Consider the following 23,637-nt stretch of genomic DNA (forward strand, 5'->3'; position numbering starts at 1 on the left):
ACGTCCTCTCGCGCTTATTTCGGAATGACACCTTTAATGCCCTTAACAAACCAGGTTGTACCCAGAATCTCTTCGTCCGTCATCTTTTTACCCTGTTCAAAACGTATCTTGCCATCTTGATCCACAATAGGTCCTTGGAAAACTTCGAAGGTACCCGCCAATATTTCCTGCTTCTTCTTCTCCACAAGAGCCTTGACGTCAGCTGGCACATTTTTACCTAGAGGAGCGATATCGGTAATGCCTTCTTTCATGGTTCCGAAATACGCGCTGGATTTCCAAGTTCCATCCATGACACTTTTAACCGTTTGTACATAGTAAGGTCCCCAGTTCCATTTCGGGTTCGAAATATAGGTCTCAGGCGCAAATCGTCCCATATCCGAATCGTTTCCGATCCCCCAAACCTTGCGTTCTGCTGCCGCTTGAATACTTGCAGGTGAATCTTGGTACGCAGCCAAAACGTCGACGCCTTTATCCAGCAAAGAAATCGCAGCTTGCTTCTCTGTCGCCGGATCGAACCAAGTATTGCTCCAGACCACAGACACATCAATATCCGGATTAACGCTTTGAGCGCCAAGTGTAAAAGCATTAATGGTATAAATAACTTCTGGAATTGGGAATGCACCGACATAACCCATGTGATTGTTCTTAGTCATTTTACCGGCCGCCATACCTACGAGATAAGCACTTTGATATTCGCGCCCCATGTATGTCCCTAGGTTAGGCAGTGTTTTATAGCCAGTTGCATGTAGGAATGTGACCTTCGGGTGCTTTTGAGCTACATTGTACATCGGGTCCATATAACCAAAAGACGTTCCGAAAATAATATCGTTTTTCTGAGCTAACTCTTCAAAAACACGCTCCGCATCAGGACCTTCAGGAATATTCTCAACTACTGTGGATTTGATCCCGAACTCTTTTTCCATCATTAGACGGCCTTGATCGTGCTCGTAAGTCCATCCTCCATCACCGGGAGTTCCAATATAGACAAAGGCGACTCTTGGCAGTTTTTTCTCTGCTTGTGGCGTTATATTTGCAGCTTGGGTTGAAGCAGGGGATGTACTAGGTGCTGTCGTGGTGCTAGTCGTAGTTGATTGTCCGGAGCAAGCGGTTAGGAACATAAGTAAGATAGCTGTTAAGGAAAACATTAGTTTTTTGGTCATAATGGCTTCTGCCCCTCTCTTTTCATCGACAAACCACATTTTTCCACAGCTCTGAAAATGCCTTCATAGCCCGTGCATCGGCATATATTGCCGCACAGTGCCTCTTCGGCCTCCGCCCTAGTCGGGGTAGGATTCGTTTCCCAAAGTGCCGTTAGCGTAACGACCATCCCAGCGGTACAATAACCGCACTGCAGCCCCCCTTCCTCTAACATAGCTTGCTGAACGGGATGCAGCTCTTCCCCCGCCGATATCCCCTCAATAGTCGTCACTTCCTTGCCCGCCGCTTGATAAGCCATGAGCAGACAAGAATTAACGGGTTTACCATCAAGCAGTATCATGCAGGCGCCGCATCGTCCAATCTCACAAGAAACTTTAGTTCCTGTCAAAAGCAAGTCATCGCGCAGGATATCCGACATCCGCTTGGAAGCAGGGACCGATACCGCGACAGCCTTACCGTTAATGGAACATTCAAGCACATAAGTTGTATTAATCAATGGCCTCCACCCCTTCTAACCAATCGATGGACTGCACGATGCTCTCCGGTGAAATCGGAAGTCGATTCACCCAAATACCCGTTGCTTGCCGGACCGCTGCGGTAATGGCTGGAGCCAAACCGACGGAACCGATTTCGCCAACCCCACGCGGGCCAAATGTATCACCCTCGGGCAAATCTTCGATCGCTTCTACCCGAATGGTATGAGGGCTATCTTTGAAGGTTGGAACTAGGTACGTGTCCAAATTATGCCGGACGTAATTGCTTTCCTTCATGACGGCATCCTCGGTCAACGTATATCCCAGCGCCATGACGCTGCCGCCCTCGATCTGTCCGAGGAACCCCATCGGATTAATGACAGGACCAGCTGCAATGACGTGATCGGTTTGCAGCACCTTCACTCGCCCCGTCAGCATGTTCACTTCCACTTCCACGATGACGGATGCGTAGGAGTATAAATAATGAGCTCCGACCAGCCCTTCCGGTGTCGTCGGATAGTCGAACTCCGTATGCGCGATGATTGGCTTGGCTGCTGCATCAGCAGCCTCCGCCAACTCCGCATACGTCACAACCGGCATGCCCGATTCATCGCCCTTGCGATGAATCCCGCCTGCGCCGGTTGCCAGCTCTTCGGCTGCAAGGCCGGCGAGTGCAGACGCCTGCTGAAGCAGCGCCTGCACGAACGGCGGCTTCAGCTGCTGCAGGGCGCGCCACATCATCGTGGTGGCGCGCGAAGCGGTGCTGGATCCGCTGCTTGGCACGCGATCCGTATCGCCGATGACGATGCGGATGTCTTCGGCGGTGCAGCCGAAAAAGTCTTGCAGCATCAACGTCAGCGCTGCGTAAAGCCCTTGCCCGAACTCCTCGAAGCCGAAGGAGGCCTGGATCTTGCCCTCCGGCGTAAGCTCGATGCGGCCGCCGGAGTGATCCGGGATGCCTAAGCCGAGCCCGGCGCCGTGCATCACCATCGCTGCGCCGACACCTCGGCGGATCCATGGGACTTGATCTTCGCACTTGTCATCCCGCTCTTCAGCCTGCAGCCTCTCCGCTTGATCCTGCTGCTCCTCGCTCTCGCCTCCCCGCTTCAACTTCCCGCGCTTCGCCCAGAGCGGCGACTCCTTCACCTTGCTCCACACTTGGTTCGCGCCCTCGGTTTGCACAATCTGCTGGCCCATCGGCCCCGGGTCAACTGGAGCGCGCAAGTTCAACTTACGCAGCTCCCAGGAGTCCATACCGAGCTTCTCTGCTAACCGCTCGATTTGGCTCTCAACGGAAAAAATCACCTGATTGCCGCCAAAGCCCCGAAACTCACCGGATACGCCGTTATTCGTATATACACTCGTCCCCTGAACATCTACATTCGGGATATTATAAGGTCCTATCGCATGTTCCGTAGCAAAATTCAAGACCTCACAACCCAAAGTTGCATAGGCGCCTGTATCCGCAAGAATACTGACTTGATGCGCGATGAGACGTCCCTCATGATCCGCGCCGGTCTTCATCTTAATCCGCATCGGATGCCGTTTGATGCCAGATATGACCGATTCACGCCGCGAATTGTGCATTTTGATCGGAGATCCCGTCTTCAATGCCATCAGGGCACCGAAGGGCTGCACATTGAGCTCATCCTTACCGCCGAATGACCCGCCTATCGGACTGGATACTACCCGAATCTGTTCCTCAGCCATCCCTAGAATCCTTGACAGCTGCATCCGATCCTTGTAACCATGCTGCGTCGGCGAGTAAACCGTCAATCGGCCATCATCCTCTGGGACAAATAAGCCGCCTTCCGTTTCCATATAGGTGTGCATTTGACGAGGTGTAAAGTACGTCTCCTCAACAATATGTGCACACCCCTCAAACGCCGTTTCTGCCTCCCCATGCTTCAAGCTGGTTCGATGAAGCAGATTGCCATCGGGATGCAGCTTAATCGCACCCGCTTCTAGCGCCGTTTCTGGATCATCTACAACAGGCAATGGTTCATAAACAACCTCGATTAGGCTAAGCGCGTATTCAGCGATCTCTTCCGTATCCGCTGCTACCGCCGCCAAAGCGTCCCCAATGTAACGAACGCGATCATGACAGAACACAGGCTGATGCGGGAAGGCAATGCCGAATAAATTCATTCCAGGCACATCTTCTGCCGTTACCACGATGCGAACACCCGGTGTCATTATCGCCTTGCTTGTATCGATGGAAAGAATCCATGCGTGGGGGTAACGGCTGCGAAGCACCTTCCCATGCAGCATGCCGGGTGCTGTTAAATCTGTGAGATATCGGAGCTTTCCGGTTACCTTCTCTTCACCGTCAGGTCGGATAATCCACTTTTTTGCATACGTATCACGACCTAGGAGCATCCGCTCCGCCTCCTTTTTGCCACGCTTTATAGCACTCAGAAACGATGAGATTGGCCGCTGTCTGCTTGCGATAAGTAACACCGGCATAATCATCAGCCACAGCATCAAATTCTGCGAACACTCCTTTATGCAGATACTTCAGAAGCTCCTTGGATAAAGGCTGACCCATAGCAGCGGCTTCCAGATCCTTAAACCTTGCTGGAACAGCGCTTCCTCCACCCGCAGCAAACGCAATACGAGTAAGGGTTCTATCCTTTCCTAGAGACAGCCTTCCAGCTACCGTTACAACCGAAGGGGTGAACGCTTCTCTTCGTCCCACCTTTAGATAAAACTCAACCTTACTCTCCTCTTCCAACTGAGCCGGCGTTGGTACTACGATCCCTGTCATTATTTCGTTCTGAGACGAAATCGGACTTTCCAGCCACTCCGCCAGCGCCAGTGAATGTTCATTCTGTCCATCCGAGCAAATGATTTGGGCATCCATTACAAGCAATACAGGAATGAGGTCCCCCGTTCGCGACATTACGTTACCTCCGATAGAGGCTAAATTCCGTACAGAAGGCGCTGCGATCTCAGCGCAGGCTTGCACTAGAAGCCCGCATCTTTGCCTTACCAGCTCATTTTTCATCAAATCTGCTAAACAAAGAGCTGGCCCTATATGAATGTGACCAAGAGAATCAACCTTTAATCCCGATAGAGATGAGATATTCCCAAGGCTAATCAGATGCTGTGGGAGCGGTGAAAGTCCGTTTTCCCAGCGAGTGCGGAGCCAGGTGCCCCCAGCAATGAGTACCGATTCATCTCCCCATTTATGCTTCATCCGCATGGCTTCCGCTACGCTCGTAGGCTGCCATACTGAAGGCTGCTGCTCTGGCAGCTGATACAAAGGAACTGACATGAACAACCCTCCTAAGCGTTTTTCATTAGAAAAACTTACTTCGTAAGCATTCCTGCATTTTTCGTAAAAAAGCTTACTTCTTAATTACTATTGTATTTTCCATATGAACTCTTGCTTCATAATCATTATTGAATATTTTTATTGGAAGACATTGGATAATTCCAATAGAAGATGTAATCATGTAAGACGATTCATTCATCCAATCTTACTCTACATGGAGTTGTCTTAAATCGGGGTCAATCGTCATATAGGCATAATTGATGTTTCTGGATGAGTGAATCTCTAATCGCGGTTGAATGATGTTGTAGAAAGTGCAACAATTGCAGCCTAAATCTCACCTTTTTTCCTTCGTTGTTGCATAATGTACAACAATTTTGCCCTATACAGGCCATTTCGAACAAATGGGTTCAAAATGTTGTAAAAACTGCAACTTCAAGTTGCTATATAGCCTTTGGGCGTTTGAATTGTTGTAGATAATTCAGCATTGCACATGGCAGTTCATTTCAATTATTACTTCAAGCTGTTGCGTTTCAAAAAAAGCCATCCGCATATAAATTAGATCTACTATAAACAATTTTCAAAAACTGCGTCAACTTACTTAACACCATTTTGTTTTTTTGTATAAAAAAATAGCGCATTATTAGTAATAATGCACTCATTCCCTCTTTTATGTTATTTAAGTTCACATATATTTGTGCGAAAATACTTTTTTAGCCTGTTCATAACGATCCAATGTGTCAACATCCATAAATTTTAACTGGTTTTCCTCTTCCACAATTTGACCGCGGTACGCTGGCAAGTGAAACAAGGATCGCGCTCCGGCATCCCCTTCCAAAGCAGCCGCTGCCGGCCACATCCCTCGCCCCAAAATAACAGGAGGCTTCGGCATCCCCTGATCCCCGCTGGCGATATAATCGTAACCCGATTCCTTATTAAACGTATTCGTAAGGCGATATAGCATCTGACCATCTACGAAAGGCTGATCCGCCAACAGGACTAAGATGCCCTCTGCACTCATCTCTTCTGCCACTTTGATCCCTGTGCGCAGCGAGTGCGCCATCCCGTATTCAGCGTCTGCACATATCTCAATACGACATCTGCCTACTAATATATGCATGTGAGCTTCTTCCGGTAACCAATCCAAGGGATCCCCAACACGCACGACCACAACCACACTATGCAGTTCGGAATGAAGGGCTTGCCGCAAAGCAACCCCGCCAAGCCGTACGCCTTCAGCCATTTCTAGTGACTGCTTCGCTGTCCCCATTCGTCTGCTGCTGCCTGCCGCCAAGTACACGCCAATGATCTTCTTCTTCGCAGCGCTCACCATGGGCGGCAGCTTTGGATATCTTGCCCCATGGCTGCAGAGGAGCCCCAGTCTCCAGTCGTGCGAACACCACGCTTAATACGTATCAATTCAGCTACTATGCTGACTGCATTTTCAACAGGGCCCTCTGAACCAATGTTTAAACCAACGGGATAGTGCAGCCAATCCGGCCGCTCTAGTCCTTCAAGCATCTTCTCCGTTCGATCCCTTGACCCCATGATACCGAGGTAACGCAGGCTTGACACCATAGCTCCTCGTACGAATGCTGCATCCTTCTCAAACTGGTGACTCATGACAATGACATAATCCTGCGCATTCAGCTTTAGTTGTTCCACCAATTGCTCTGGAAAAGCCACGACCGTCTCCGATTCCGGAAAACGCTCCGCATTGCAGAAAGCTTCCCGCCAATCCGCTACCACCACGCGAAACCCAACACTTACCGCCATTTGGGCTAGCGGAATCGTATCTTGATTCGCACCAAACACAATTACCCTAGGCTTCGGCGTAAATAGTGAGGCATATACAGAGTGTCGGTCTGAAGACATGCCCTCGTCAGGATCACATAACGTATAGGTTATATTCGAATACCCATCCAAGAATGTACGCAGCAGCTGCACAGCTTCCCCGCGATCCAATCTAGCTTTCACCACCAGCAGGTTAACAAGCAGCTCCCCGGTAACAGGCTCCAGCAGGATACGAATCAACCCGCCGCACCCAATCGTTTCACCCCAGCCGAAATCGTCTGCCGGTCTCATGTCGTATTCCACCATTTGCGGCTTTTGCGACTCCCATACAGCAGGTACGTATGCGGATAGATCCGCTTCCAAGCAGCCGGGAGAAATACTGCCTAGCGAGCTTTCATCCGCCATCAGCAGCATAACTGCCCCTTGTTTGCGATAAGCATGGCCTTCCACATGAATAACCGTCGCTAATACACGCGCCTGCGCACTACTCTCCACCGCTTGCAAAATGTCATAAGCCTCCATCACTCATCGCACCTCGCTTTATGGATTTATCGTCCTACCATCCAATGGCTAAACCGTCACCGCGAGGGTCCGCAGCACCGCTCATGAAGCCTTTCTCATCAATCACAATGCCCTGCGCTTGCCCCATAATCCCATCCCAAGGGTTCACAGGCTCAACACGATGTCCCCACCTTTTCAAACGTGCATATACCTCGCCATCCAGACGGTGCTCGAGCTTCAATGCATCGCCATCTTCCCCCCACGTACGGCCGTATACCCAACGCGGTAGCGAGATAGCTTCTTGAATGGACAAACCATAATCCAAGACGCCTGTCAGTATGGAAAGCTGTGTTTGCGGCTGACCTTCTCCACCCTGCGTACCGAAAAGCATGAAAGGCTTCCCCTCTTTGCTCACCATGGCAGGCATTAAGGTATGAAATGACCTTTTATTCGGCTCTAGAACGTTCGCGCATGCGGGATCCAGTGAGAAAAAAGAACCTCGATTTTGCATAATAATGCCCGTATCGCCTGGTACATAAGCAGCACCGAAGTCGAAATATAAGCTTTGGATAAACGAAACCGAATTCCCTTCATCATCAACAACAGCCGCATAGGCCGTATCCTGCCCAATCGCTGGTGACAAGTGTTCACTCACCTTGAGCGGCTCTGCTTGAATCTCATTCCAGAGCTCCGCAGCGTAGGCTTTAGAAATCAGACGCTCCAGCGGAATTTCCCGAAAATGGGGATCCGTCAAGTAAAGATCTCGGTCTTTGAATGCCTTTTTGATCACTTCGGACATCAGATGATAAAAATTCGCGGAGGCCCGCGGAACCGCACTAACCTCTATATTTTCCAGCATATTCATCATCATTAGCGCTGTGAATCCTTGTGAATTCGGCGGCATTTGATAAATTTCATACCCACGGTAGGTTGTCGAAAGCAATTCCACCCATTCTCCCGAGTAAGTACGGAAATCATCTTCCAGCAGCAATCCACCATCCCGCTGAATGCTGTCAACAACTGTTTGCATCAACGAACCCTTATAAAAGGCATTCCTACCTTCACGTTGAACTAAACGTAACGTTTGGGCCATGTCTTTCTGAACAAGACGATCCCCTTCCTTCAAAAGCTCGCCGCCCGCCATATATAAGGCACTCAGCTTCTCAGAAGCCCGAATGAAAGCCTCGTCCTTACGCATCCAAAAAAGCAGATTACGCGAGATAGGAAAACCCTTTTCCGCATAAGCAATCGCCGGATCGAGCAGCTTCTCCCACGGCAGCTTCCCGTACTTCTCCCATACTTGCCACCAGGCATCGACCATTCCCGGAACGGTTATCGCGCTTAGAATTCCTCTTTGGGGAATCGCATGTAACCCTTTATCCTTGTAAAAATCAAGCGTAGCCTGCGCAGCTGACTTCCCGCTTCCATTAAAGCCCGTAAAGGTGCCCGTCGCAGCATCGTGCATGAGGAAAAAGGCGTCCCCGCCAAGCCCCGTCATATGCGGGTAGACGACTCCAAGTGTCGCACTGATCGCAATCGCGCTATCAAACGCATTGCCTCCCTGCTGCAAAATGGCACTTCCCACACTGCTAGCCAAATAATGAGGCGTAGCAATCATGGCGCGCTCGGCTCGCGGCATGATATTTAACATGGCAGCTCCTCCTCATTACGAGCATATAACGTTAACGCTGCTTGCAAAGCCTTACCGACTGTAATATCGGCGCCGTGCCATAGGAGAACCGCCTCCAGTGCACCAAGCACGTGGAGCACGTTTTTCTGATTACAGCTAAAGCCCATCGTACCGATTCGCCAAATTTGACCCTTCAGAGGTCCGAAAGAACTGGCGATTTCAATGCCGAAACTGTTTAACAACATCGAACGCACAGATTCACCAGCGATTCCATCTGGAATATGGATGCAGGTCACAACCGTTAACTTACATTCAGGATTCCCGTACAGCGATAACCCCATTGCCTGAAGGCCTGCAACTAACGCAGCCTCATGACGCTGATGACGACGGTATCGATTTTCTAGGCCTTCCTGCAGGACAAGTCGCAAGCCCTCGCGCAAAGCGTACAACATCGAGGTTGCCTCCGTATGATGATTGAGCCGTTTCGGACTCCAGTAGTCCTGAAGCTGGCCGAGGTCGAAATAGTTGCTCGAAACTGGCTTCCCAGCCGATACTGCCGAACCTTTCTCACGCAGTCCCCGCTCAATCGTTTTGCGCCGCATTACCTTGGCTTCAACACGCTCGTTATACGTAATTGGCGACATGCCGGATGGGACGGATAAACACTTTTGCGTCCCGCCGATAACAGCATCGAGCTGCCACTCGTCTGTCTTAACCGGAACTCCGCCAATCGTAGCGACGGCATCAACAACAAGCAGTGCATCCACTTGGCGGCAAGCAGCACCGATGCCATCAAACGGTTGGATACAACCCGTAGATGTTTCGCCGTGAACGATCGCAACAATGCTCGGCTTTTCGCGGTGTATGGCAGCGATGATTTCCTCTGGATCGAACACCGTTCCCCATTCTCTCTCCAGCAGGACGACCTCTGCACCGCAGCGCTCTGAGATTTCCACAAGCAGATGGCCAAAGCGCCCATAAATAGGAACAAGCACCTTGTCCCCCGGCTCAATCACACTTACTAGAACAGCCTCAATGCCCGAACGCGAGGTGCCATCTATTGGAAAAGCCCATTGATTTTTTGTTTGAAATACATCACGAAGCATTTCCATCGTCTCATTCATCAGTTCGGTGAATTCAGGATCGAACTGTCCCAGAATCGGATAAGACATCGCCCGCAGTACCCGCGGGTCGACCTCAACAGGTCCTGGGGTCATTATCGTTCGCAGCGAGGGCGACAAGTCTTTATAAGATTTCATCTACTTTCCCCCCATAGCCATATTGGTATAACACATGCACCAGTACTTGGAACCCAGCGACCAGTTCGGCCGGTTCCGTAAACTCATCAGGACTGTGGCTAATGCCCGCGCGGCTTGGAACGAAGATCATCGCTGTCGGACATATCGACCCGAACAACTGCGCATCATGCCCTGCCCCGCTAGGCAGCCGCATACTCTCGAACCTATGGGTATCACAGGCAGCTTCAATTTCTGCCGAAATCCCTTCATGCATAGCTACAGGCGAAGCATGTAAATTTAGCGTCGTATCTATTTGAAGATCTCTTCGCTTCGCGATTACTTCAAACTCAGCTAGCAATCTCGCACGAAAAGCATCCATCTTCCACTCGTCAGTATGCCGAATATCCAGCGTAAATTCAACTTCCCCCGGTACCACATTCGATGTTCCCCGCTTCACTTCCAAACGCCCAACGGTAGCAACAAGCGGTTCACCCTGATCCAGCGCCATCCGTTCTGTCAGAGCCACCATTTCTGAAGCTCCTGCAAGAGCATCTTTTCGCATTGTCATCGGGGTCGTACCGGCATGATTTGATGTGCCCTTTACCACTACCGTCAACCTAATTTGACCAACGATTGCTGTTACTACACCGATCTGTTTCTGCTTATACTCCAGAACAGAGCCTTGTTCGATATGAATCTCAATATACGCTCCTATATCTTCGCGCTTTGCAGGGTGTTCACCTACACTTGCAGTGTCGAAGCCAGCTTGCTGCATTGCCCCAAGCAGAGTCACACCTTCAAGATCAGCAATCCCCGAAGCTCCCGTCAGCGACTTCACACCGGTCACATGACCAGAGCCCCAATAAGCGGGCGGGAAGCGACTTCCCTCTTCCTCACAAAATGAAACCACTTCAAGTGTTCGTTTCGGAGTCCCATAAACCGACTTCAAATAACCAAGTGCCATCATGGAGGCAACTACACCGTAAGCCCCATCGTATTTACCGCCGTTTTTCACCGTGTCTATATGAGAACCTGTGAGAACCGACTTCAAAGCAAGGTTACTCCCTTGCAGTTTTCCAAATACATTACCAACGGCATCGAAGCCAGCTTCTAGCCCCAACTTGTGCATTTTCCGGGTAAGAGCCTGCTGCGCCTGCAGCCATGGCTCCGTATATAGCAAACGAGTGACTCCTCCGTCTGGGTCAGCCCCATAAGAGGAAAGCCACTCCAGTACTTCCAGCATCTGCTCTGCGTATTTTGACAGCAAATCCAGCGAGTTCGGTGTCATTTTAGCCACCTTCCTCACCCCCGATCACTGCTGCGTGGGGCATCCAAATCCCGTCTGCTTTCTCCTCTACCCCTACACCAAGCTCATACACCTTAGCACCTCGTAAGAAGGTCGCCTTCACCCGACATCCGAACGCTTTCCCTACATAAGGGCTATGTTTATGGCGGTAAAGCAAATCACTCTCCTGAAGAGAGTAGCCCAGCTTCATATCCACTAGAGCTAAATCAGCATCCGCGCCTAAAGCGATTTCACCTTTGCGGGGATGCAGGCCAAACCGCTTGGCTGGCTCAAGGGATAGCATCCGCGACAACATAGGCAGCGGCACCTCTCTGCGTAGGTAGCCTTCGTCCAGCATAAGCTCCAGCGAGCTTTGTGCGCCGGATATCCCGCCCCACGCCTCGAAGAAATCCCCTTCCTTCATATGAGTAGGGCATGGCGAATGATCTGAGGCGAGAATGTCCAATTGCCCATCTGCCAGCGCCGCCCACAGCCGAGCTTGATCTTCCGATGTGCGCAGCGGAGGCGCACACTTGGCAACCGCACCAAGCCGCTCCAAATCGGCGCTAGTAAGCACTAAGTAATGCGGGCACGTTTCTACCGTGACGTCCAGCCCTTTAGCCTTCGCCTCCGTGATGGCCTGCACAGCTTCAACGCTGCTGATATGCACGAAGTGCAGCTTGCAGCCCGTTTGCTCAGCGTAGAACAGTGCGCGGTTCACCGCCTCAAGCTCAGCTGCAATCGGTCTCGTCGCAACGAAGTTGAGCGCCCCGCGTCTGCCTTCCGCAAGTGCTTGCGCAGCCAGCTTGGATACGATCTCCTCGCTTTCGGCATGAAGTGCAAGCACTAGCCCCAAGCGGGAAATTTCCTTCATCCCTTCGTAAAGAGTCAGGTCGTCCACCTCAACGAAAATATCTTCCCCTTCTCCGCCAGGACAAGACATGAACGCCTTAAATCCAATGACGCCAGCTTCCGCCAGCTCTTGAAGATTGCCCACATTGCCGGGAACAAGTCCGCCCCACAGGGCATAATCCACTACAGATTCGCCTTCAGCTGCTGCCAGCTTGCGTTCAAGTGCGCTCAAGCGAACGGTGGGAGGCACGCCATTCAGCGGCATGTCGATATAGGTCGTGCATCCGCCAGCCGCAAGCGCCGCGGATCCGGTAGCAAACCCTTCCCAGTGACCAAGTGCTGGTTCATTGAAATGAACATGTGCGTCAACCATCCCCGGCATAATGTGCAAATGCTCTGCATCATAGACAGGTGTATCCTCCGAGTATACGAGGTTTTCGCCTAGCGCAGCAATTTTGCCACCTTGAATACCGATGTCTAACTGGCGTACTTCATCTCTCAGGACTACAGTACCTTTCCGAATTACGAGGTCAAATTGATTAGTCATACGAATCCTCCCTCGGAGTCATTCATGCTCAGCCATCCTGTCAGCGTTAACTTCCTCGATATGTGTTATATCCCCATGGTGCGATTAGCAGCGGCACATGATAATGAGCATCTTGAGTCGATATACCAAAACGAACCGGTACTTGATCCAGAAACGCTGGCTCTGCAAGGTTAGTCGAGATTCTTCTGAAATAATCACCTATATGAAAGACCAGCTCGTAAACTCCCGGTGTCAAATCATCCTCACTAAGCATTGGCCCCTGAAGGCGACCATCCTCATTCGTAACCTCCGAGCGAAGCAGTTCTGAGCGCCCGTCTTGGAGGCGAAACAAATCAATCCTCACTCCACTAGCCGGTCGTCCACTGCTAATATCCAGTACGTGCGATGTTAAACCAGCGCTCATAGGCCCTCCAGGTCACTCTTTGTCATGGAAAAGCCTTGGAAACCATAAGGCGGTCTAGGCTCTGTAAACACCTTGCCCTCACCAACGGATGCTTGCTCCAAAATCGTTTCCCACGTACGATTATTAGATTCAAAACGAATTTCTTTTAATTGAGGGAAACGAATGAGCGAGCGCTGCCCAATTCGATAAATAAGATTTTGGATCGACGGTGAATGCTGCTCATGGAATACGGTATGCGCAATATCACGAATTTGCTCAGCAGCCACATAGCGTCCGAGGTCAGAGTCTAGGGCATCCGCCACTTCTTCATAACTCCAAGCAATATCTAAGAAAATAAATAAAGGACGGTCAAAAGATTCCGGAAGCGTCGTATACTCATCTCGAACGAAGCCCGCGAAGGAACTTCCTTTTACTTTAATCAGCTTCAAATCAGCGATGCCGCCCGCATGTTCCACTACAGCAATCCCCTCATCCATGCGCACGACTTCAACCAGTGCGGTCGGATGTTCATTTTGCGAATAACGGTAAACCAGATCACTGCCGGCGAATCCTTTTACCCCAGGAACAGGCAGCACTTCAAAAGAAACTTGATCTGCTGTCATCCTCACACCCGTCATTTGTGGGTACGTCTCTAGGAAGCGGCGGCCGGTGAACTCCAGAAACCCTTCAGCTGTAGCGCCTTCATATTCTCCGGCTTTGCGCAGAATGAAATTTTTCATCGAATCCGTAGCAACAACCATCGAGTTGTCCCCTTCGGTAAAAGAAGTGAAGAACTTCTCACCGCTAACCGCCACTTTGATATTCATTCCGAACAACACATTATCTCGTCCGGTGAAACCCGATTCCGGTATTAACGTCAGATTCGTCAGCGGCTTCGCATAGGAACGATATACCCATACATCACCTTTGCCGTAATACATGATTCTCTCTGATCCGTTCGCTTGTTTCATCGCTTTCGCCTCCGCTTCATTGATTAACACAGCTTCTAGGCGAAACCGCCCAATTTTACAAACCTCCTGCAATGCTTTCCCCAGCTCTTCTTCCTTATCTCGGTGTATCCGAGTGCGAATCGCTTCTCGAATGGTCTCTTTGGTCTGGCCTTTGACCGCCATTATAAAAGGAAATTCAAAGGCATCCGTATACTGCTTGTTGTAGGCTAGAAATTGCTCATATTCTTCAGCTGTTAATTGGTTCAAACCGGCCCCGGACTGCTCCTGAACAGAATGATCGGTCATCCGCACTCGCGTCCCTAAATCTGGATGCGCTCTAAGCAATGCTAGCTGCTCCATCCGATCAGCACGCCAAACCTCTCGTTCCAAAGCACTGATCAACTCCTGCTCCGTTGCAAAAGGCTGCGAGATCCATGCCCGCTCTGCCACCCAAGGTGAGTGTTCAAATAGAGGGCCGAACATATCGATGAAATCTTCCTGATTCAATTCATTCACTTTATGCAGCGTCAGCTTCACTACTCGTCACCTCTATTTTTATGAAAATCTAACCATTCATTATCAAGATTTGTTTCATTGTAAATCCGCTGTGTATCATGGTCAATTTATATGAATAAAGTTTGTAAACTTTCATAACATCAGTAACTTTTTTTGTGAGCTTGCACCTTTTCATATCATCATGCAAAAAAATACACCTCGGCTCTTTGGTTCATAGGGCAGCTTAACGCTTCCATTTGACCATTTTCAGCTGAGGTGTATGATTGTTATCATTACTTGGCGATTACGAATGCATGGTTCCTTCTTTGCGGTACTGATTAGGCGCTATGCCTACTACTTTTTTAAATGCTGTACTGAAATAATGCTGGGAGTCATAGCCTACTTTTTCGGAAATCTCAATAATCGTCATATCCGTTGTGCTCAAGTAATGAATTGCATGTTTAATTCGCGTATGAGTAAGTAAATTAACAAAAGGAATACCTAATTCTTGTTTAAATATTCTTCCCAAATAGACAGGTGATACCTTCATTTCATTGGCGATCATTTCCAACGTTATCTCAGGGTTGCTATATCTCTGTGCAATGAAATCCTTCGCCAGACGAACAAAAGGAGACAGATGGGCTTCTTTATATAAGGAAGTTCTCGCTTGCTGGTACATGTTAGAAACACCTGTAACGCCTTCTATGCCCGTCAGGAATTGAGAAGCTAAGGTTATTTTCAAATACGTTTGCACAGCTGCATCCATTTTCTCGATAGCATCGGCTGGCACCGGATCCCATAATAATACAACCAGCATCCCCAAATGATCTCGAAATTTGACCAGCGTGTAGGGAGATAACAGCTCTTCAACGATATTCTCAATGGCAAACAAGTATAGCTGACGGTCTCTTTCTGATAAAAGCTCCTTACCTCTTGAATTCCCGGACCATTGAATAACGCCTAGCGTACTCGGCGCTCGATCGGGTATTTTGAGAAACGCAAGCTGCTCTCTAATCTCAACCTCACTAAGTCCCCCATCCATCCATTCCAGGCAGAAGCGTTCTCTTAATAGCGAGAAGTTCCTTTCGATCTGTTTGGAAGCCATTTGCAAATGCTCCTCTTTCTCTAAGGAAGAAGCCATCTGCTTCGTTATTTTGGTTAGAACATCGGCAAGCTGCGCGGGATTCACTGGTTTGAGGATATAATCGTCCACATTCATACGAATGGCTGCTTGTGCATAGGTAAACTCATCATGTCCGGTTTATGATGATGATCTTGCAATCCGGCAGCTCCTCACGCATATGTTTGATCAATGACATACCGTTCATTATGGGCATATTGAGATCAACAAGCAGGATATGAACACTATGCTTACGTGCCAGCTCTAAGGCCTCTTCACCGTCCTCAGCCTCTGCCACAACCTCCAGGCCAAGCTGCTGCCAATTCAATGAACTTAGTATTCCTTCGCGTATGATCGATTCATCATCTGCAATCAATACTTTCCAGGGCGGACTTACGATCATACGGACACCTCTCTTTTTAACACAGGATGTGTAATCGTTACGGTTGTTCCCTCTCCCCTTATGCTTTCAATGGATACCCCATAAGCATCTCCGAAGCTGATCACAATTCGTTCATGTACATTCGTTAATCCATACCCCTCACCCGATTGAGGATTTGTTACTATAAATGATGATTCCTGCTCGCTTACATGCGGCGTATCCTGCTTATATTCACTTGCTGCCGGATTCGATTTAGAAGCAGCAGCTTCCAAGGTTCGTCTTAAGCGTTCCAGCTTTTCCTCGGACATTCCAGCTCCGTTATCGCGAATGGTGATAACCACTCTTTCATTCTCATTCCGAGCGTGTATGTCGATATTACCAGGTCCACGGCGCTCTTTAATCCCATGATAGATAGCATTCTCGACAATCGGTTGAAGAATCAACTTGAGCACATAAAGCTGATGGAGCGAAGGGTCAATGACAATGGAATAATTCAATTTTTCCTTGTACCTTGTTTTTTGAATGATGAGATAGCTCTTCACGTGCTCGAATTCTTCCATAAGCGAAATGACCTCATTCCCCTTGCTAAGACCAATTCGAAATAGTCTCGATAGGGAATCGACTACTTCTGTCACTTCATGCGCCCCGCTTTTACGAGCTAACCATAGAATCGTATCGAGTGTGTTGTATAAAAAATGCGGCTTAATTTGCGCTTGCAGACTTCGCAGTTCCGCTTCCCTCTTCTGCCGCTGCTCCTTTTCGACCAAACCGATCAGCTTCGTAATTTGCATCAGCATATGGTTGAAGCTTCGCCCCAGCATGCCCACTTCATCTGTTCTTTTGTCCTTGAAACGTATAGATAGATTACCATCCTCTGCTCTTCTCATGAATGACGTTAGCTGCCAAATGGGGAAAGAGATGGTGTAGGATAAATAATAGGAAGCCGCAATACCGAGCAAGCATACAACGAAAACAAACATGATCAAATAAAGGCGGATTTCTCTGACCTCTCGAACCGACTCTTGCGTTGAAAATACCCCCACCGTCGTCCAATTCGTAAAAGCGGATTTCCGATAAATGAACTGCATATAGGTGCCATCGATCGTTTTTGAAAATGTACCCGCGGGATTCTCATCAATCCAACTTCGCTGAAACTTGCTCACAAAGGGATGCTCCGGTGTATAGATACTTTCACCTTTATCATCAATGACCATCAAGTAGCCCGATTTCCCTAAACTTACGTCCTGCACGGTTTCTGCGATGACTCTAAGCTTTAAATCAATTAAGATGACACCTTTAACCGCTTGGGTTTCGGGATCCAGAATCGCTCTGACCACAGAGACAATATCCTCATCCTTATAGTCAACGTGCGTGGTGACATTTCTTCCAGAGGGATGACCCACGATACTGAATATCCCCTTATGATCAACAGCTTCCTTATACCAACCTTCTTCGGTTAGACTCCGGGTTGTTCTGGCATACATTTCGTTACTGATGTAATCCCCCTTTGCATTCACCACCAAGATACCCGCCACTTCCGAGTACAGGGTTGTAAATCCTTGAAGGAATATCCGCATATCGTAGGCTTCTGAGGGTTGGATGGCGGGCTCACCACTTAGAAACCGCTTCACTTGTGGGTTAAAGGAAGTGAAATAGGTAATATTCTGCAAATTCCCCGCATAAGCTTCAAGCGATTTATTCACATTTCCGATTAATTGAGACGTATGCTCATTAACCTGTTTTTCGATAATCCGATCTGTCGCTAACGCGATCAGAATACCCAAACAAATAGCAGGCAAAATGCTAATTAGTAAGAAGTGCATGATTAACTTATAACGGATTGGCCAGTTATTCAGTGTAATCCATTTGAACATCTTCATGCGCTTCACCTCATCATTCGCCTCTAAGCTGTCATTTGGCATAATAGATATCGACATTTTCTTTCGTTACGATTGTAATTCCCGTATCCACATAGGTAGGAACAAGCGGCTCCTTGGCATTTTGCAGAGGTAAATGCGATTTCTGGGCCTCCTTTTGAAGATGGAGCAAATGCATCAGCGACCAATACCCCATATTCCAGGTACCTTGCGCAAGCGTTGCCGAAATCGTCTCGTTCTTTACCATATCGAGCGTCCCTTTATCCGTATCAAATCCAATAATTTTCACTCGAGAAAGCCGATTCAAGCCTTTCACTGCATTACCTACACCCACACCGCCATTGGCCTCAGTGGCAAATATACCGTTCAAATCCGGATGATCCTTGAGAACTTTAACCGCAATCCGTTCGGATGCCAATTGATCCCCCTTACCATCTTCTATCGCAATAATTTGAAGATCTGGGTAACTGCTTCTGATCGTATCCTGAAATCCGGCCATTCGATCCTGATGATTCAGTTGATTAGGCAGTGTAATAATCGCAAGCTTACCATTGGTCCCGGTCAATTCTGCCATTTTATGAGCTGCGCTTACGCCAGCATTATAATTATTCGTTCCCAGAAAAGAGTAAGCTTTACTCTTAGGTGCGCCAGAATCGAATAATACGACAGGTATGCCTGCTTCGACAGCTTTATTAATGGTCACAACCAGTGCGTTTGGATTGATCGCCGAGACCGCAATACCTGCCGGCTTCTTAGCGATTACCTGTTCCAATACGGTTATCTCTTCGTAGACATCGTACTGTGTAGCACCCCGGTACTCAACGGAAACATTCAATAGCTTCGCGGCATCTTCGAAGCCTTTGAGACAACTTTTCCAATAATCAATGCCGGACTGGAAGTTGACCATCACATACTTCTCTTCGATTTTTCCTTGGAGACCACGATTCATTTGCTTAAGCGATTGATCCGTAGGCTCCCTGTATTGATAAAAATAAAGGAAAAGCAAAAAAGTTGCGATTAGTATCGCATACACCATCAACAGCTTTTTCATACTTGTTCCTCCTATAACCTTTTTCAGGCAGATGAGCCCTATATGACATTCGATCTTAATTGAAATCTACCAATTAATTCATCTAATTCTTCCGCCATCCCGCTTAAAATGTTAGCAGAAGAAACGATTTCTTCCATGCTCCCTAATTGCTCTTCCATGTTAATGGACACATCTCTCGTACCTGAAGCTGTATGCTTGGCCACTACTTCTATCGAACGAAGAACCTCTAGAGCCGTTTGCGACTTCTGAGAAATGTCAGCGGATTGCAGGGATACTTGGCTAATTTGCTCGCTAACCTCTTCGATTTCTTTTTTTATTCGTTCAAACGCCACGTTCGCTTCATTTACAACTGAAATCCCTGTGCTCACCTCTTGTGAACCTGCCTCACAGGAATGTACGACATCAACCATTTCCTCTTGAATAGCATTCACCAATCTCGCTACTTCATCTGCAGCCTCTGTTGTTTGCTTAGATAAATGACGAACTTCTTGCGCAACAACCGCGAAGCCCTTGCCTGCTTCACCTGCTCTAGCCGCTTCAATCGATGCGTTAAGTGCAAGCAAATTGGTTTGCCTGGAAATATTGGCAATAAGATCGTTCGCCGCGAGGACATGCATAACGTGAGTTCCTAAGCGCTGTACGGATTCCGAAAGCACTTTCATTTTATAATAAATGGCGTTCATTTGGCTAATGGATAAATCGATAGAATCCGTCCCCCTACTAACAGCTGCCAATGCGTGAGACGACGTTTCATTCGTTAATTCCGTAATCTTGGCAATTTGCAATACGGAATGATCCATCTGCGTAAGGAAAGAGACACCCGTCATCATTTGCTGTACCTGAGATTCCGAACCTGCGGATATCTCTTGCACAACCGTCGTAATTTGCTCCGACGCTTGGCTCAAGTGCTCGGAGTTGCCGCTGAGCTCTTCCGCTGCTGCCGATACATGCTTTGCATGATAGTCAACCTGGCTAATGATTTTAAACAAATTGCCTTTCATTTGATTGAAAGCCTCCGCCAAGTCATGAAGCTCATCGCGGCTGCGGACTCTAATATCTCGGCCCGTTAAATCACAAGAAGCTATATCTCTCGCCGCTTTAACAATCATCCTAAGAGGGGCGATAATCATTCTGGACACCATCCATCCTATGGCTAACGCGATCACTAAAGCCGTGATGCTTACCCATATGAGCTTGTAAATGGTTTGATCCATCATATTGCCATTTTCCACTTTCCTCAATTCCATGATGCTCTTTTGCTTTTTCTGAATCTTCTCAGCAAGCTTGGTTAAATTTTGAGTGAGGGGTACGGTCCTTTGAAAACTGGATTTCGTCTTCTCAAGATCATGCACCAATCCGGCAATCGTCTCGATAGACTCACCCATTACCTTAAAGTAAGTTTGATCTTCCGCATTCTCGTCGATACCCTTGATGTCTTGCACCAAAGTTGAAAGCTTCTGATTACTTTCGAGAACAGATTGAACTTTCTCCGGAGAAGGATCAATGACATAGCTGGACATAAGGCTATACTGCAATTGTGTTTGGTATTGGATATCCGAAGCAAGCTGCAGAATCATGGCATTATGATTTAACAAATTCACATAAGATAGATTGATTTTTTTCAGAAAATAGTAAGATAATCCGCTAGTCACTGCGACCAATAAAGCGATAACCACAAAGGCTATCATAAGCTTTGAACGCAAAGAAAGAGAGAGCACCTTGAAGGGATTGCTTCTTAGCCATGTCATACGTTTACTCATCATTTATCCCCCACTCCGTAGGTTAAGCCGCAAATAAGACCCTCCCCTTCAGGAAAAGTCTTATTTGATCTATTTCCTGGATGTCATCCGACTAAGCAGTTTTGGATTTATTGTAAATATCAAAACCTACCGCAAATAACAGCACCAAGCCCTTGATACCTTGCTGCCAGTCAATACCAAGACCGACTAAGGACATCCCGTTGTTCATGACACCCATCACAAGTCCACCGATGAGAGCACCAATAACCGTACCGATTCCGCCAGTCGCGGAAGCACCGCCAATGAAGACAGCAGCGATAGCATCCAGCTCAAAGTTCACACCTGCTTTAGGCGTAGCCGCATTTAATCTTGCCGCAAATACGAGACCGGATAGCGCTGCCATTACCCCCATATTTACGAACACCCAGAAAGTGACATGTTTCGTTTTGATTCCTGATAATTTAGCTGCTTTTTCACTTCCGCCGAGCGCATAAATATGGCGTCCCATGACCGTTTTATTCATGACGAAGGTATAAATAACAACGAGCACAAACAAAAGAATCAGGATGTTAGGAATACCCTCATAGCTAGCCAGTACATATGTGAATACGTTAATGATCCCAACCATCACAACAATTTTGGCGATCAGGAATCCCATTGGCATGACATCGAATTTATATTTGAGTTGACTCTTTCTTTTTCTAAGTTCGCTCCACACCAAAATAAGGGATAATACAACTCCGACGACCAGTGTAGTGTTATGCAAAGTGCTTCCATTTAATACATCAGGAATAAAGCCAGAGCTGATTTTCTGAAAAGTCTTCGGAAATGGCGCGATAGACATCCCGTTCAAAACGATCATCGTCAACCCCCGGAAGAGGAGCATCCCCGCCAGTGTAACGATAAAGGATGGAATTCTCACATAAGCGACCCAAAAGCCCTGCCAAGCCCCAACCAATGCTCCAATGACCAAAGAAATGATGACTGCTAAGACAAAAGGAACTTTCAAATCGACCATCAAAACGGCGGACACTGCCCCTACAAAAGCGGCTACAGATCCTACAGAAAGGTCGATATTTCCAGTGATAATGACCAATAACATGCCTATAGCCAGCACCAAAATGTAACTATTTTGCAAAATCAAATTCGTTACATTCAGAGATTTCAACAGAACCCCATCCGTCATAATTTGAAAAAATACCGTAATCAAAACTAGCGCAATAATCATGCCATATTGTCGGATATTGCTTTTGAACATTTTACTCAGTGTTTCCATGCATGTGTCCCCCTGCTCTCGTTATGCATTTCATGATTTCTTCCTGTGAAGCTTCCTCTTTACTTAATTCGCCAACCATTTTCCCCTCATTCATCACGTAAACACGGTCACACATCCCTAGAATTTCGGGAAGCTCCGAGGAAATAAGCAGGATCCCTTTGCCCTCCATCGCTAATTGATTGATGATCGTATAAATCTCATATTTGGCTCCAACATCGATACCCCGTGTTGGCTCATCAAGAATAAGAATATCCGGCTCTGAAAAGATCCATTTGCTTAAAACAACCTTCTGTTGATTGCCACCGCTCAAATTCCCTGTTTTCTGTAGAATGCTCGGTGTTTTAATATTCATCTTTTGCCGAAAGCTTTCCGCATGGACAATTTCTTCATTCTCGTTAACGACCTTATTTTTCGAAATCTTATCCAGTCTTGCCAGCGTTATGTTTCTTTTAATATCATCAATCAAGATTAACCCATAGTTCTTACGGTCTTCCGTTACATATGCCACACCATGATTAATGGCCTTGTCAATCGTTGGCAGGTGAATTTCCTTACCATCTTTATATAAATGACCGCTGATTTTCTTCCCATAGGATTTGCCGAAAATACTCATTGCCAGTTCCGTTCTACCTGCTCCCATTAACCCGGCAATACCGACAATTTCACCTTTACGAATGTTCAAATTTACTTGATCGATGACTTTACGATTGTCTTGCAGAGGATGATAGACATTCCAATCCTTTACTTCAAACAACGTCTCGCCGATTTGCGGCTCCCTGATTGGATAACGATGTGTTAAATCCCGGCCCACCATGCCTTTAATAATGCGGTCTTCGGTAATCTGGTCTTTTCTCATATCCAACGTTTCTATGGTTTGACCATCCCTAAGAATGGTAATGGAATCTGCCACCTTAGAAATTTCATTTAATTTGTGGGAAATCAGAATGGAAGAGATCCCTTGTTTCTTAAATTCCAACAATAAATTCAGCAGATTATCGCTATCCTCTTCATTTAGGGCAGCTGTAGGTTCATCCAAGATCAGCAGCTTCACCTTCTTTGATAACGCTTTTGCAATTTCCACCAATTGCTGCTTGCCGACACCAATATTGAGCGTCAAGGTCGTAGGCTGCTCACTTAATCCAACCTTTTGCAGCAATTCCCTCGTCTTCATAATGGTTTCGTTCCAATTGATGATCCCTCGTGAAGCTTGTTCATTCCCCAAAAAGATATTTTCTGCAATCGATAAATAAGGAATAAGAGCTAATTCTTGGTGAATAATGACGATTCCCAGATTTTCGCTTTGTTTGATATCCTTGAACTCACATACTTGACCCTTGAATAAAATATCGCCATCATAGGACCCGTGTGGATATACGCCGCTTAATACTTTCATAAGCGTTGACTTGCCTGCACCATTCTCACCAAGCAAGGCGTGAATCTCACCTTCTTGAACACGTAAATTCACATTACTGAGCGCTTTCACACCCGGAAATGTTTTCGTAATATTTTTCATTTCCAATATGGCATCCGACATGCGATCACCAAGCCTTCCATGTAATAAATGATCTAGCGATAGTCATACTCGGCTATCACTAGATCATTTAGGCAGTTCC

General features: G+C 47.6%; 19 protein-coding genes. All 19 read right to left on the reverse strand.

Annotated elements, in window-relative coordinates:
- Positions 1–14: 14 nt before the first annotated feature.
- The 19 genes from QFZ80_RS30555 to mmsA all read right to left on the reverse strand — a co-directional run bounded on the left by QFZ80_RS30555 (position 15) and on the right by mmsA (position 23,558).
- Complete coding sequence (locus QFZ80_RS30555) at positions 15–1,160, reverse strand: BMP family ABC transporter substrate-binding protein (RefSeq protein WP_307551927.1); 1,146 nt, start codon at positions 1,158–1,160, stop codon at positions 15–17.
- Positions 1,157–1,654 carry a (2Fe-2S)-binding protein gene (locus QFZ80_RS30560; protein ID WP_307562463.1) on the reverse strand — a complete coding sequence of 166 codons (498 nt, stop codon included), beginning with the start codon at positions 1,652–1,654 and terminating at the stop codon, positions 1,157–1,159. Before QFZ80_RS30560 ends, QFZ80_RS30555 begins: the two co-directional genes overlap by 4 nt.
- A complete protein-coding gene (gene pucD, locus QFZ80_RS30565) occupies positions 1,647–4,010 on the reverse strand; it encodes a xanthine dehydrogenase subunit D (RefSeq protein WP_307562465.1) in 2,364 nt (787 codons plus the stop codon). Before pucD ends, QFZ80_RS30560 begins: the two co-directional genes overlap by 8 nt.
- On the reverse strand, positions 3,994–4,908 hold the full coding sequence (locus QFZ80_RS30570) for an FAD binding domain-containing protein (protein ID WP_307562466.1): 915 nt from the start codon (positions 4,906–4,908) through the stop codon (positions 3,994–3,996). Before QFZ80_RS30570 ends, pucD begins: the two co-directional genes overlap by 17 nt.
- A 682-nt stretch (positions 4,909–5,590) precedes the next feature.
- Positions 5,591–6,238 (reverse strand): nucleotidyltransferase family protein, encoded by a 648-nt coding sequence (locus tag QFZ80_RS30575; protein WP_307562468.1) that lies wholly within the window; start codon positions 6,236–6,238, stop codon positions 5,591–5,593.
- The gene (locus QFZ80_RS30580; protein WP_307562469.1) at positions 6,232–7,221 is read right to left on the reverse strand and encodes an XdhC family protein; all 990 of its coding nucleotides are present in this window, start codon (positions 7,219–7,221) and stop codon (positions 6,232–6,234) included. The genes QFZ80_RS30575 and QFZ80_RS30580 overlap by 7 nt, the downstream gene beginning before the upstream one ends.
- Positions 7,222–7,255: 34 nt before the next feature.
- Entirely contained in the window at positions 7,256–8,851 is a 1,596-nt protein-coding gene (ggt, locus tag QFZ80_RS30585; RefSeq protein WP_307562471.1) for a gamma-glutamyltransferase, read from the reverse strand.
- On the reverse strand, positions 8,845–10,089 hold the full coding sequence (locus tag QFZ80_RS30590; protein ID WP_307551912.1) for a pyridoxal-phosphate-dependent aminotransferase family protein: 1,245 nt from the start codon (positions 10,087–10,089) through the stop codon (positions 8,845–8,847). The genes ggt and QFZ80_RS30590 overlap by 7 nt, the downstream gene beginning before the upstream one ends.
- On the reverse strand, positions 10,076–11,356 hold the full coding sequence (locus QFZ80_RS30595; protein ID WP_307564276.1) for a Zn-dependent hydrolase: 1,281 nt from the start codon (positions 11,354–11,356) through the stop codon (positions 10,076–10,078). The genes QFZ80_RS30590 and QFZ80_RS30595 overlap by 14 nt, the downstream gene beginning before the upstream one ends.
- Before the next feature lies 1 nt (position 11,357).
- Entirely contained in the window at positions 11,358–12,752 is a 1,395-nt protein-coding gene (locus QFZ80_RS30600; RefSeq protein WP_307562474.1) for an allantoinase, read from the reverse strand.
- Positions 12,753–12,798: 46 nt separating this feature from the next.
- Positions 12,799–13,155 carry a hydroxyisourate hydrolase gene (uraH, locus tag QFZ80_RS30605; RefSeq protein ID WP_307562476.1) on the reverse strand — a complete coding sequence of 119 codons (357 nt, stop codon included), beginning with the start codon at positions 13,153–13,155 and terminating at the stop codon, positions 12,799–12,801.
- Positions 13,152–14,621: a factor-independent urate hydroxylase gene (pucL, locus tag QFZ80_RS30610; RefSeq protein ID WP_307562478.1), complete on the reverse strand. Its 1,470-nt coding sequence runs from the start codon at positions 14,619–14,621 to the stop codon at positions 13,152–13,154. The genes uraH and pucL overlap by 4 nt, the downstream gene beginning before the upstream one ends.
- 262 nt (positions 14,622–14,883) lie before the next feature.
- Positions 14,884–15,798, reverse strand: coding sequence for a response regulator transcription factor (locus tag QFZ80_RS30615; RefSeq protein ID WP_307562480.1), 915 nt, complete (start codon positions 15,796–15,798; stop codon positions 14,884–14,886).
- Positions 15,799–15,829: 31 nt separating this feature from the next.
- Complete coding sequence (locus QFZ80_RS30620) at positions 15,830–16,102, reverse strand: response regulator (protein ID WP_307562482.1); 273 nt, start codon at positions 16,100–16,102, stop codon at positions 15,830–15,832.
- Positions 16,099–17,961, reverse strand: coding sequence for a cache domain-containing sensor histidine kinase (locus tag QFZ80_RS30625; protein WP_307551902.1), 1,863 nt, complete (start codon positions 17,959–17,961; stop codon positions 16,099–16,101). The genes QFZ80_RS30620 and QFZ80_RS30625 overlap by 4 nt, the downstream gene beginning before the upstream one ends.
- A gap of 31 nt (positions 17,962–17,992) precedes the next feature.
- Positions 17,993–19,009 carry a substrate-binding domain-containing protein gene (locus QFZ80_RS30630; protein ID WP_307551900.1) on the reverse strand — a complete coding sequence of 339 codons (1,017 nt, stop codon included), beginning with the start codon at positions 19,007–19,009 and terminating at the stop codon, positions 17,993–17,995.
- 38 nt (positions 19,010–19,047) lie between these two features.
- Positions 19,048–20,772, reverse strand: a complete 1,725-nt coding sequence (locus QFZ80_RS30635) for a methyl-accepting chemotaxis protein (RefSeq protein ID WP_307562483.1) — start codon at positions 20,770–20,772, stop codon at positions 19,048–19,050.
- Between the two features lie 88 nt (positions 20,773–20,860).
- Complete coding sequence (gene mmsB / locus QFZ80_RS30640; protein ID WP_307551896.1) at positions 20,861–22,024, reverse strand: multiple monosaccharide ABC transporter permease; 1,164 nt, start codon at positions 22,022–22,024, stop codon at positions 20,861–20,863.
- The gene (mmsA, locus tag QFZ80_RS30645) at positions 22,008–23,558 is read right to left on the reverse strand and encodes a multiple monosaccharide ABC transporter ATP-binding protein (RefSeq protein ID WP_307551894.1); all 1,551 of its coding nucleotides are present in this window, start codon (positions 23,556–23,558) and stop codon (positions 22,008–22,010) included. Before mmsA ends, mmsB begins: the two co-directional genes overlap by 17 nt.
- Positions 23,559–23,637: the final 79 nt, after the last annotated feature.

Origin of the sequence: Paenibacillus sp. V4I7 (genome assembly GCF_030817275.1) — a bacterium.
In the GTDB taxonomy this organism is placed as follows: Bacteria; Bacillota; Bacilli; order Paenibacillales; family NBRC-103111; genus Paenibacillus_E.